The sequence below is a fragment of the Saccharopolyspora sp. NPDC002578 genome, from assembly GCF_053592695.1.
This window is the reverse complement of the sequence record NZ_JBSFWJ010000116.1, coordinates 1-12167: the sequence shown is the minus strand read 5'-3', so window position 1 is coordinate 12167 and position 12167 is coordinate 1. Positions and strand designations below refer to the sequence as shown.

Genomic DNA, 12167 nt, shown 5'->3' with positions numbered 1-12167 from the left:
GCTGCGGGATCTTTTTCCCGAGTGGCTCCGCCACGAGGGAAAAAGCCGTCCTCGCGAGAAGGACGCTGAGAACCCGCGGCGGTGCCGGTTGCTCTGGTGGTCGCTGCTCAGCGGCTTCGCCGCTGACAAGACGAAATGCCGAGACGGCTGATCACTCGGCACGACCAAGCTCCGGGACCGGCTCTAGGTGCTGGATGGGAGAGGGGCAGTGATGAATCCCGGGACGCGGCGGTTGACGGTGGCTCAGGCGTTGGTGCGGTTCCTGGCGCGGCAGCACGCCGAGCGAGACGGCGAACGCGTGCGGTTGATCGCCGGGTGCTGGGGGATCTTCGGGCACGGCAACGTGGCGGGGATCGGGCAGGCGCTGCTGGAGACGCCGGAAATGCCGTACCTCCAAGGGCGCAACGAGCAGGCGATGGTCCACGCGGCGGTCGGGTACGCGCGCCAGCGCGGCAGGCTCTCGACCTACGCGTGCACCACGTCGATCGGCCCCGGTGCCACCAACCTCGTCACCGGCGCGGCGCTGGCCACGATCAACCGGCTGCCGGTCCTGCTGCTGCCGGGGGACGTGTTCGCGACGCGCCCGGCGGACCCGGTGCTGCAGCAGCTGGAACCGCCGCACGCGCGGGACGTGTCGGTGAACGACGCGCTGCGCCCGGTGTCCCGGTACTTCGACCGGATCTGGCGGCCGGAAGCGCTGATCCCGTCCGCCCTGGAGGCGATGCGGGTGCTGGCCGATCCGGTGCAGACGGGGGCGGTGACGCTGGCGCTGCCGCAGGACGTGCAGGCCGAGGCCTACGACTGGCCCGAGGAGTTCTTCGCCGAACGGACCTGGCGGGTGCACCGGCCGCAGGCCGATCCGCGGTCGCTGGACGAAGCGGCCGACCGGATCCGGGAGGCGCGCCGCCCGCTGATCATCGCGGGTGGCGGTGTGCACCACAGCGGCGCGGAACAGGCGTTGGGCGCGTTCGCGGCGGTGACCGGCATCCCGGTGTCGGAGACGCAGGCGGGGCGCGGCTCGCTGCGCTTCGACGATCCGCGCGCACTCGGCGCGATCGGGCACACCGGCACCGCGTCCTCCGACGACACTGCGCGGCAGGCGGACCTGGTGATCGGCGTCGGCACCCGCTACACCGACTTCACGACGGCCTCGCACACCTTGTTCGCGAACCCGCAGGTGCGGTTCGTCAACGTGAACGTCGAGGCCGGGGACGCCCACAAGCAGGCCGCGACGCCGGTGATCGGGGACGCGCGGGCGGTGCTCAGCGGTCTCGCCGAGCGGTTGGCCGACCACCACGTCGATCCGGCCTACGTGCGCGAATACCGTGCCGCCGCGGTGCGGTGGGCCGACGTCGTCGACCGGGCCACCCGGTGCGCCGACGGAGCGGAACGTCCCGGTCAGGCCGAGGTGATCGGCGTGCTCGACGAGGTCCTCGCGGACGAGGACGTCGTGATCAACGCGGCGGGCTCGCTGCCGGGGGACCTCCACAAGCTGTGGCGGGTCAAGCAGCCGAGCCAGTACCACGTGGAGTACGGGTACTCGTGCATGGGCTACGAGATCCCGGCGGCGATCGGCGCGCGGCTGGCAGACCCGGATCGCGAGGTGTTCGCGCTCGTCGGTGACGGCACGTACTTGATGTCGCCCACCGAGCTGGTGACCGCCGTGCAGGAAGGCATCAAGATCAACCTGGTGCTGGTCCAGAACCACGGTTACGCGTCCATCGGCGGACTGTCGGAGGAGGTCGGTGCCGAGCGCTTCGGCACCGCCTACCGGTTCCGCGACGAGCACGGCCGGTTCACCGGGGAACCGCTGCCGCTGGACCTGGCGGCGAACGCGCGCAGCCTCGGCGTGGACGTGGTGCGCGCGGACACCGTGGACGAGTTGCGCGAGGCGTTGCGCGCGTCGAGGGCGGCGGACCGCCCGACCGCGGTGTACGTGGAGACCTCGCCGGACAAGGCGCAGCTCCCGCCGGAGGCGTGGTGGGACGTGCCGGTCGCCGAGGTGTCGACGCTGGAGAGCACCCGTTCCGCGCGGGCCGAGTACGAGCGCCGGGCGCGGGAGCGCCGCCACCACCTGTGATGTCGCAGACGCCCCGGCGCTCCTGGCGCAACGTCGTTCACCATCACGGCGGAACGGGTTCGTCCTGATCCACCGGAAGACTGCTGATCGCCCTGGACAATCTGAACTCCGGGTCTCGAAATGCGGCGAGGCATGGGCTTATTTCACCCATAGCGGTTACCGTGGTGGTTGCGCCGAACAGAGCTGGCCGTGCCGGTCGCAGGGCGCCACCTCAAGACCGGGCACGGCTGTGCCGGGTGGCCACAAGGGAGGGGCGGTTACGCCGCCTCGGCCGCCCGTGTGGAAAGGCCCGCTGACTTCAGAGTCAGCGGGTTTTTCGCGTTCCAGGGCAGGTCACGGCGTTCGTCACCGCTTCGGCATCAGGATCCACAGCGCGAGGTAGATCAGGAACTGCGGTCCGGGCAGGACGCAGGAGATCACGAACAGGAAGCGGACCAGTCCGACGCTCCAGCCGAAGCGGTGGGCGATGCCGGCGCACACCCCCGCGATCATGGCTCCGCGCCGGGGCCGTTGCAGCGATTTCGTCATGACCGCAGGGTGCCCGCCCGCGCCGCCGCTCACGCCTCCGCTGGATCGGGTGCGGGTCGGCGCGCAGCGTGCTGAGCTGAGCCGATGGCCGGGGAGCAGGTGTCGGAGGCGGTGCTGCAGGAGCTCTACCAGGGTGATCCGGGGGAGTTCGTCGCCGACCGGGACCGCCGGTTGAAGCAGGCGCGCGACGCGGGCGACGACCGGCTCGCGGCGGAGCTCAAGGTGTTGCGGAAGCCGACGACGGCGGCGTGGGCGGTGAACCGGGTCTCGGCCGAGCAGCGGGACCGGGTCGCCGAGCTGGTCGAGGTGGGCGACGAGCTGCGCTCGGCGCAGCGCGACCTGCGCGGCGACGAAATCCGGCGGCTGGATCGGCGGCGCGCGGACCTGGTCCGGGGATTGACCGAGCAGGCCGCGGACGTGGCCTCCCGCGCCGGGAAGCGGCTGGGGGAGCAGGCCCGGCGGCAGGTGGAGTCGACGTTCGCCGCCGCCGTCGCGGAACCGGAATCGGGACGCCGGGTCCAGGCCGGGGTGCTCAGCGGGGCGCTGGCCTACAGCGGCTTCGGGTTGGACGAGCTCTCGGTCGCCGCGATGCGCAGCGCCACGTCGAGCCGTCGGGGACATGACTCGGGGGCACGTCGAGGTGGTCGCCGTCGAGCTCACTCCCGGGCGGAGCGAAGCGAGGCGGGGCGTCCGGGCGCGGACGAGGATCGGGGCGGGAGCGCCGCGCGGGCTCACGACACCGAAGGGACGGATCGCGGCGCGGCGGGGACGCGGCGCGGTGGTCGGCGAACCGCGGAAGCACCTGCCGTCGAGCCCGCGGGGGACCGCACGACCGAGCCGCAGCCCCGACGGGAACGCGCCGAGCGCGAACCTCGGCCGGACCGCTCTGAGCGCGGTACCCGGCCGGAGCGGTCCGGCAAGACCCGGCAGGACCGGACCGATCGCAGCACGCAGCAGGGAAGCGCCGATCGAAAGCCGCCGGTGGACCGTGCCGGCCGAAAGACGAACCGGTCCGGCCGCAAAGCCGGATCGGACCGCCCGGCAAGCCGGAGCCGCGACGTCTCCGAGCGGGCGGAGGCATCGGAACCCGCAGGCCGGACGAAGCGCGCACCGCGCCCGAGCGCCGCCGAGGGCTCAGGGGTGGACGAGGCCTCCGAGGAGCTGCGGCAGGCCGAGGACGCGTTGCGCGCGGCCGAGCAGGAGCGCGATGAGCAGGAACGCGACCGGGATGAGCTCCGCGCCCGCCTCGACGACCTGTCCGCGCGGCTGCGCGACACGACGCGGGCCGTGACCAGGGCTCGGCGGCAGCGCGACGCGGCTCGGCGCCGCTACGACTCCCTGCGGCAACGCCGTTGATCCAATGGAACCCGAGGGGACGAACGGTTTCACCGGGAAGTCGGACGCACCTCCGTGTTGATCACGCTTCGTGGCTGCTGGGCTGAGCGGCGACGGGACGGTGGTGCTGCGACGCTGAGCCGGGTGAGGTCCCGTGCGTTCCGGTGGGTGGCTGCGCTGGTGGTGGTCGCGGCGGTCGCCGCGCTGGTGTGGGCGAACCGTCACGAGCTGCCCGCGGCGGGGCGGGCGTTGCGCGATGCCGATCCCACGTGGCTGGCCGTGGGCGCGGGAGTGCTGCTGATCTGGATCGCGGACTGGGTGCTGCTGCACTTGGCGGCGCGGCGGGTGACGGGAGCGGGTGGCTACCACGAGTTCGCCAGGTTGCTGCCGGTCACGTTGGCGTCGATGGCGTTGAACCTGGCCGTGAAGTCCGGCAACGTCGCGGGCCTGGCCGCGTTCACGCTCGACTCCCGCAGGCAGGGGGCGCGCGATCCGGCCGGGCAGGGGCGGGTCACCGGGGCGTACCTGGCCGCCGCGCAGACGGCCGAGGTGGGTTTTGTGGTGACGCTCGCCGCGGGCCTGGCGGTGGTGTCCTGGGACGGCAGGCTGGAGCGCGCCGAGATCGTCGCGACGGTGTTGTTCTCCGCGGGATTGCTGGTCCGGGTGGTGGCGCTGGTGGCGGCGGTGCGCAGCCGCGAGGTGCTGCGCCGGGTGTGGACGTTGCCGGGCCGCTGCTGGGACCGGTTGCTGCGCCGCCGGCGCGCGGCGCGCGACACGGCGGCGGCGGACGAGTTCTACGACGCGGTGGCGGCGATCCGGACTCGGCCCGCGGCGGCGGTGCCCGCGGTGTGCTTCGCGGTGGCGATCGATCTGCTCGGCGCGGTGGTGCTGTGGACTTCGATGATCGCGGTGGGGGCGGGGGACCGGCCGCTGGTGGCGCTGGTGGCGTACGCGGTGTCGACGTTGTTCGGCATCGTCGGCGTGCTGCCCGGCGGGATCGGGTTCGTGGAGGTGGGCGCGGCGGCGGCCTTGGCGTCCTACGGGGTGCCGGTGGGGGTGTCGGCGGCGGCGGTGCTGGTGTTCCGGGTGTTCGTGTTCTGGTTGCCGCTGGCGTTGGGCGGGCTGCTCGCGTGGCGGCTGCGCGCGTCACCCGGTTAGCCCAATCGGCGGCGTCACGCGGCCCGCGCGTCACATCTGGTTGATCTTGAAACGCCCGGAACAACTATCATGGCCGCGCGGTCGTGGCAGGCCGATCGCCGATGGTGGACGGAGTTTCGTGCGCGGGGTCGACTATTACGAGCTGCTGGGCGTGGACCGGTCGGCGTCGAGCGCCGAGATCAAGTCCGCGTACCGGACCTTGGCGCGCACCATGCACCCGGACGTCGGCGGCACCGCCGGCACGTTCCGGTTGTTGCAGCAGGCCTACGAGACCCTCAACGATCCGGTGCGCCGCGCCGACTACGACGATCCGCGGGACGAACCGGAACCGGAACCGAGGCCGTCCGGGCGTGATCGCTCGCCGTCGCGGCGCTGGGTGTACCGGCCCGGCAAGCGGCGCGACTTCGGCGACGATCCGAACTTCACCCCGCCCGCGCCGGACCTCGACCCCGCCGACATCCCCTGGTGGGACGAGGTCGATCCGGCGGAGCGGGTGGTGTACCTGCCGGTCACGGCACCGGACCGGACTCCGGCGCTCGCGCTGGCCGGCGGCTGGGTGCTGCTGGCGGCGACGGGACTGCTGGTCGGGTTGAGCGGAGTGCTGCTCGGCGTGTGGCTGGCGATGCTGGTCTCCGCGGGGGTCGTGGTGCTGGTGCTGCTGCGCCGCCTGCTGGAGGCGCGCCGCACGGACCGGCTGTTCGAAGCCGAGAACCGGGGCCGCGTGTTCGGCGGCACCGCGGAGGAGGAGGTCCCCGCGGACGAGGCCGTCAAGCAGCGTTCCGCCGAGTTGCTCGCCGATCACCTGACCCGGATGCCGGGGGTGCGGATCTTCCACGGGATCGCCTGGCCGGGCTCGGTGTTCGCCGACATCGATCACGCGGTGCTGTGCGGGCGGCGGCTGGTGCTGGTCGAGTCGAAGCGCTGGCTGCCGGGGCACTACGAGGTCGACGAGAACGGCGAGGTGTGGCGCAACGGCCACGTGTTCCGCGGCGGCACCACCCGGCTCGCGAACGGAGTGGCGGCGTTCGAGGCGTTGCTGCCGGAGGTCGAGGTGCGCGGCGTGCTGCTGCTGTACCCGAACCGGGCGGGCGAGGTCACGGTGGGCGAATCCGATGCGGACGCGCCGGTGGAACCGCTGACCCCGGAGGGCTTCGTCCGCGAGGTGGGCGAGTGGCTCGCCGAGGAGCCGGCCGCCGTCGATCGCGACGCGTTCACGATGGTGCTGGCCCAAGTGGTGACGCGCTGAGCCGCGTGCCACGTCGCCCGATCGGCCCTGATCAGGCGAAATTCACCATGGTGTGAGGTGCGGTTCGTTGCTCGGCGGCTCGGGTACCTGAAGTGTGGGGCGCACAGCCGATCCGAGCCCCCGCCAGATTCGAGGTTCTCGCGCGATGGTCACCACTGAATCCGCCGCGACCCGGCAGGGGCGCTCGCCGCTGTTGACCGGGCGTCGTGGCTGGGCCCCGCAGCTGTCGGTCTACGTGTTCATCCTGGTGCCGTTCCTGGCGTTGCTGGCCGCGGTGCCGCTGGCGTGGGGCTGGGGGCTGAGCTGGCTGGACCTGGGGCTCGCGGCCGGGTTCTACGTGCTGACGATCCTCGGCGTGACGGTCGGCTTCCACCGGTACTTCACGCACGGCGCGTTCCGTGCGAAGCGCGGGCTGCGGATCGCGCTGGCGGTGGCGGGCAGCATGTCGGTGCAGGGGCCGGTGATGCATTGGGTCGCGGATCACCGCAGGCACCACGCCTTCTCCGACCGGGAGGGCGATCCGCATTCGCCGTGGGCGTTCGGCACCTCGCCGATGGCGTTGGCGCGGGGGTTCTGGCACGCGCACATGGGCTGGCTCTTCGAGCGGGACCTGACGAACCGGGAGCGGTTCGCGCCGGACCTGATGGCCGACCGCGACATCGTGCTGGTGCACCGGCTGTTCGGGCCGTTGACGTTGCTGACGTTGGCGCTGCCCGCGGTGGTCGGCGGCGCGGTGACGGGGACCTGGTGGGGTGCGTGGACGGCGTTCTTCTGGGCGGGACTGGTGCGGGTGGCGTTCCTGCACCACGTGACGTGGTCGGTGAACTCGATCTGCCACATCATCGGGGAGCGCCCGTTCCAGAGCCGGGACAAGGCGGCGAACTTCTGGCCGTTGGCGCTGCTGAGCATGGGTGAGTCCTGGCACAACCTGCACCATGCCGATCCCACGTGCGCGCGCCACGGCGTGCGGCGCGGGCAGATCGACATCTCGGCGCGGGTGATCTGGATGTTCGAGCGTTTCGGCTGGGCTACGCACGTGAAGTGGCCGACGCCGCGCAGGCTGGCCCGGTTGAGCCGGGGCGCGGAGGACTGAGGTTCCGGCGCTCGATTCCCGGTTCCGCGCGTTGGGATTCGCGTCCCGAGTCGTTGACACCCCGTTCGTGGCGGTGTTGCGATGGTTCCGTGCTCCCGGCCCTGTTCACCAAGCGTCGTCACGTGGATCTGCTGCGTGTCGTCGCACAAGGGTGTCGCCCCAGCAGCTGAGCCGGTCGTCGCGCGCCGTCGCCGCGGGTGAGCGAATCTCCCCGCACGTCCACTGTGGATTCACCTGGTGGTTCGGCCGCGCCCCGGTCTGATTCCGCTCGAATCGGCCACATTCCCGTGAGGAGAACGCGCGTGTCCACCGTCCTGGTCATCTCCGGCAGCCCTTCGAAGACGTCGAAGACCGAACGCGTCGCAGACCACCTCGCCCGCAGGCTGACCGCCGCGGGCCGCCAATCCGACCACCTGCGGCTGCGCACCTTGCCCGCTGAGCCGCTGCTGGGCGCCGACACGACGGCGCCCGAGATCGCCGAGGCGATCCAGCAGGTGCACCGCGCCGACGGCATCGTGCTGGCCACGCCGACCTACAAGGCTGCGTACTCCGGGCTGCTCAAGGTGTTCCTGGACCTGCTGCCGCAGTTCGGCTTCAGCGGCAAGGCGGTGCTGCCGCTGGCCACCGGCGGCAGCCTGGCGCACGTGCTGGCGCTGGACTACGGGCTGCGCCCGGTCGTGAGCTCGCTGGGCGCGCGGCACGTGGTGCAGAGCTTCTTCCTGATCGACAAGCACCTGACGGTGACCGGCGACGACCTCACGATCCACGAGGACAGCTCCGGCCCGCTCTCGGACGTCCTGGAGCAGTTCGAGAAGGCCCTCGACGGCGTCCCCCACGGCACGGTCCTGGGGCGCACGGCGTAGCCGATCGGGCCGCTCGCCGGGGCATTCGTCGGGAAGCTTTAGTGCAGCTGTGTTGCCCGAACGGACGTGGTGCGCCTCGGCCGCACCGGGCAAGCTGGCTTGGCCGCTGTGGCGATTGCGATCCGGGCCGGTGGCGGACCGGCCCTGTCGAGGAGGCGTCGATGCGCGCTCATGCCCCCGAAGTGGAAGACGTCGTCCATCGGCCGCCCCCGCACCGCGCACCGGGTGTCCGAGGTGACGCGCGGTCGTTGCTGGAGTTGCAGCGGACGGTGGGCAATGCGGAAGTGGCGCGGCTGCTCGCGAACCGCGCTGATGCGGAGTCCGGGCCACGCCCACCGGGTGCCGATGTCGTTGCGCGATCGGCCGACGTCTGCCGGTGCGCACCCGCTGTTCCGGTCCAGCGCCTGGCATTCGTCGGCGAGAAGCAGGTCGAGCCGGACGGTGAGTGGCTGACCGGCACCATGCGCGGTATGGCGTCCGACTCCTTAGTCCGTGACTACACGACGAACAAGGAGTTCGCGGACCACGCCGCGGGTGCTCTCGACTACCTGGGGAACCTGCCGAGAGGAGAGCGCGTCTGGGTTCGATTCGACCCGAAGCTGACCAACGTGCTCGGAGAGCAGCACAGCCAGACTACTTTGGCCGACGTGCTCGAGGCAGTCGGCGCGAAAAGCTACCTGTACGAGGCATTCGTCACCGAGGATCTGGATTCGGAGCCGAAGACGAAATCTGCTTACAGTGCAGGCTTGGGGAAGCATGCCGCGAATTTCGGCTTGCAAGACGGCGGCTGGGCGAGTCACGGGGTCGAATCCCTCTATCCCAAGCTGGGTGAGGCGATGACCAAGCTGCTGGGGTACATGAATGGAGGGAACCTGGAACTCGTCCGGAAGGAGGGGGATCATCGGCACATCGGGGTGCAATTGGCGAGGTTCCTGAAGGTGGCCTGGGGATACGGCGCAGACGCGCTGGACCAGGGCGGGGCGAGCAGCATGCAGGCGACGCGGAGTCGACTGGCCGAGGCTCGTGAAGAGGCCGGGAAGCGCCGGGGCAACGTGTTGGGTCTTCGCCGGGGTTCACCTGATCTCGATTCCCGGATTGCGGCTCTGCCGACGACGGAACCCATCGGCGATGAGCTCGTCACGTGGGACCAGAGCCAAAGGGATCGGCTCTCGGTCTATCTCAGGGCAGTGGTAGCGGATCTTCGGGAACGTGGGAAGCGCGACATGATCGCGCCGACGGACGAAAATAATGAAGATCACGAAAAGGAGTTCATCGAGCGCCGAAACAAGCACATGGAGCATCGGGTCAACATGGCGATCCATCGCGGAATCAGGTATGTCGGGATGGGACTGGACCACTATTATGATATCAAGCCCCGGTTGCCCGAGGCGGAGTTCCACGGATTTGAACTCACGGGCGTCGGACTGTTCGATTTCAACGAGCTGACAAGGCAACGCGCGCACAGCGCTCGTTCGGCGGCGGGTTGAGATCCGCCGGCTGCTGAGCGCCCGGTGCGGTGCTCGGCCGCTGTGCGCGCCGGAGTGCACCGGTGAGGGAAATCGCCGCTGACCAGGGCACTAGGATCAGAGTTCTTATGAGCGCCACACTCGTCGTGAAGGAGCTCGCCGCGGGTCATGGCGAGCGGGTCCTGTTCTCCGGTCTTGATCTGGTCGTCGCGCCTGGTGACGTGGTGGGGCTGGTCGGGGTGAACGGCGCGGGGAAGTCGACGTTGCTGCGGATGCTCGGCGGCTTGCTGTCCGCCGAGGCGGGGTCGGTGCGGTTGAGCCCGCCGACGGCGACGGTGGGACATCTGCCGCAGGAGCCGGATCGGATTCCCGGCGAGACGGTGCACGGGTTCTTGGAGCGGCGCACCGGGGTCGCGGCGGCGCAGCGGGAGTTGGACGCGGCGACGGAAGCGCTCACCGAGGAACGTCCCGGTGCGGACGACGAGTACGGCACGGCGTTGGAGCGGTGGCTCGCGCTGGGCGGCGCTGATCTGGAGGAGCGTTCGGCGAGCGTCGTCGCGGAACTGGGCTTGGAGGTCGCGCTCGACCAGCCGATGACGAGCTTGTCCGGTGGGCAGGCGGCGCGGGCGGGCATGGCGTCGCTGCTGCTGAGCCGCTACGACGTGTTCCTGCTCGACGAACCCACCAACGACCTGGACCTCGACGGCTTGGAGCGGTTGGAGCGGTTCGTCTCCGAGCTGCGCGCCGGAACGGTGCTGGTCAGCCACGACCGCGAGTTCCTGGCCCGCACGGTGACGCGCGTCGTGGAGCTGGACCTCGCGCAGCAGCAGGTGCGGTCGTTCGGCGGTGGTTATGCCGCGTACCTGGAGGAGCGCGAGGTGGCGCGCAGGCACGCGCGCGAGGAGTACGAGGAGTACGCGGACACGCGCGCGTCGCTGGAGGCGCGGGCGCGTTCGCAGCGGTCGTGGATGGAGAAGGGCGTGAAGAACGCCCGCCGCAAGGCCGCCGACAACGACAAGGTGGGCCGCAAGTTCCGCAGCGAGGCCACCGAGAAGCAGGCGTCGAAGGCCCGCCAGACGGAGCGGCTGATCGAGCGCCTCGACGTGGTGGAGGAGCCGCGCAGGGAGTGGGAGCTGCGGATGAGCATCGCCGCCGCGCCCCGCTCGGGTTCGGTGGTGGCGACGTTGCACGGTGCCGTGGTGCACCGGGATTCGATGACGCTGGGGCCGGTGGACCTGCAGATCGACTGGGCTGATCGGGTGGCGATCACCGGGGCGAACGGTGCGGGCAAGTCGACGTTGCTGGCGGCCCTGCTGGGCAGGCTGGAGCTCGACGGCGGGCGCGGGTCGCTCGGGTCCGGCGTCGTGGTCGGTGAGGTCGATCAGGCGCGCGGCTTGTTCTTCGGGGCGGAGGCGCTGCTGGACGCGTTCGGCGCGCAGGTCCCGGAGTGGCCGACGGCGGAGGTGCGCACGCTGCTGGCGAAGTTCGGCCTGCTCGCCGCGCACGTGCTGCGCCCGGCGGACACGCTCTCGCCCGGCGAGCGAACGCGGGCCGCGCTGGCGCTGTTGCAGGCGCGCGGCGTGAACCTGCTGGTGCTGGACGAGCCGACGAACCACTTGGACCTGCCCGCGATCGAGCAGCTGGAGTCGGCGCTCGACTCCTACGAGGGCACCCTGCTCCTGGTCACCCACGACCGCCGCATGCTCGACGCCGTGCACGTCACCCGCCGCCTCCACATCGACGACGGCCGAGTGACCGAGTCCTGACCGACCTCCGATCAGCGCCCGCGAACCCGTCGCTCCAGGTGAGCACGTCCACGTCACCGGCGAAGCCGAATCCTCGCGGCCGAAGGCCGTGCCTGATTCGCGAAGCGCATAGCCCACGTCGAGAAGCCGACCACCGGCGGGTTCTCAGCTGTCTTCTCGCGAGGACGGCTTTTTCCCTCGTGGCGGAGCCACTTGGGAAAAAGATCCCGCAGCGAGAAGACAGCTGAGGTTCCGCCACCCGACCACCGGCCAAGCCCTCGCGGACCCCCGCAAGAACTCACATTGACAGTGGTGGGGGGCTTTGTTCGGATGGACGGGTGTTGTTGCCGCTGCTGACCCGACGTCGCCACGTTGATCTCGTGCGCGTCGCGGCGCAGCGCTGTCGCCGCTGACGTTCGGCCCCGCAGAGGCCCGTCCGCGACCTCTTGGCTTCCTGACCGCCTGAGCCCGATCCCCGGTGGCGGTCGACCCACCCGCGTTCGGCTGCGGACCCGTTCCACGGATTCGCCTGCCCGCGAGGAGATTCGGCCCCGTGGCAGGCCGGCGGATCGATCCGCGCCGCGGGGGGGGGGGGGGGGGGGGCGGGGGGGGGGGGGGGGCGCCGCGGGGCGGCCGCCGCCCGCCCACAGGGG

At 71.2% G+C, this 12167-nt stretch carries 10 protein-coding genes; 9 read left to right on the top strand and 1 reads right to left on the bottom strand.

Annotation, left to right across the window (positions count from 1 at the left end; all coding sequences use genetic code 11):
• Positions 1 to 211: 211 nt before the first annotated feature.
• Positions 212 to 2080, top strand: coding sequence for a 3D-(3,5/4)-trihydroxycyclohexane-1,2-dione acylhydrolase (decyclizing) (iolD, locus tag ACWD38_RS29045; protein ID WP_450125340.1), 1869 nt, complete (start codon positions 212 to 214; stop codon positions 2078 to 2080).
• Positions 2081 to 2425: 345 nt separating this feature from the next.
• Here iolD and ACWD38_RS29040 read toward each other — a convergent pair whose 3' ends face one another.
• Positions 2426 to 2608: a PspC domain-containing protein gene (locus ACWD38_RS29040; RefSeq protein WP_184480455.1), complete on the bottom strand. Its 183-nt coding sequence runs from the start codon at positions 2606 to 2608 to the stop codon at positions 2426 to 2428.
• Positions 2609 to 2692: 84 nt separating this feature from the next.
• On the opposite strand from ACWD38_RS29040, the gene ACWD38_RS29035 reads away from it, so the two are divergent.
• The 8 genes from ACWD38_RS29035 to ACWD38_RS29000 all read left to right on the top strand — a co-directional run bounded on the left by ACWD38_RS29035 (position 2693) and on the right by ACWD38_RS29000 (position 11927).
• On the top strand, positions 2693 to 3964 hold the full coding sequence (locus ACWD38_RS29035) for a hypothetical protein (protein ID WP_450125339.1): 1272 nt from the start codon (positions 2693 to 2695) through the stop codon (positions 3962 to 3964).
• Between the two features lie 147 nt (positions 3965 to 4111).
• Positions 4112 to 5101, top strand: coding sequence for a lysylphosphatidylglycerol synthase transmembrane domain-containing protein (locus tag ACWD38_RS29030; RefSeq protein WP_450125338.1), 990 nt, complete (start codon positions 4112 to 4114; stop codon positions 5099 to 5101).
• 118 nt (positions 5102 to 5219) lie between these two features.
• A complete protein-coding gene (locus ACWD38_RS29025; RefSeq protein WP_450125337.1) occupies positions 5220 to 6347 on the top strand; it encodes a DnaJ domain-containing protein in 1128 nt (375 codons plus the stop codon).
• A gap of 145 nt (positions 6348 to 6492) precedes the next feature.
• On the top strand, positions 6493 to 7440 hold the full coding sequence (locus tag ACWD38_RS29020; RefSeq protein WP_184480447.1) for an acyl-CoA desaturase: 948 nt from the start codon (positions 6493 to 6495) through the stop codon (positions 7438 to 7440).
• 302 nt (positions 7441 to 7742) lie between these two features.
• Positions 7743 to 8303: an NADPH-dependent FMN reductase gene (ssuE, locus tag ACWD38_RS29015; protein WP_184480445.1), complete on the top strand. Its 561-nt coding sequence runs from the start codon at positions 7743 to 7745 to the stop codon at positions 8301 to 8303.
• 248 nt (positions 8304 to 8551) lie between these two features.
• The gene (locus tag ACWD38_RS29010) at positions 8552 to 9790 is read left to right on the top strand and encodes a hypothetical protein (protein WP_450125336.1); all 1239 of its coding nucleotides are present in this window, start codon (positions 8552 to 8554) and stop codon (positions 9788 to 9790) included.
• A 107-nt stretch (positions 9791 to 9897) separates the two neighbouring features.
• Positions 9898 to 11535 carry an ABC-F family ATP-binding cassette domain-containing protein gene (locus tag ACWD38_RS29005; protein ID WP_450125335.1) on the top strand — a complete coding sequence of 546 codons (1638 nt, stop codon included), beginning with the start codon at positions 9898 to 9900 and terminating at the stop codon, positions 11533 to 11535.
• Positions 11536 to 11852: 317 nt separating this feature from the next.
• Complete coding sequence (locus ACWD38_RS29000) at positions 11853 to 11927, top strand: putative leader peptide (protein WP_425503608.1); 75 nt, start codon at positions 11853 to 11855, stop codon at positions 11925 to 11927.
• The last annotated feature ends 240 nt before the right edge of the window (positions 11928 to 12167 follow it).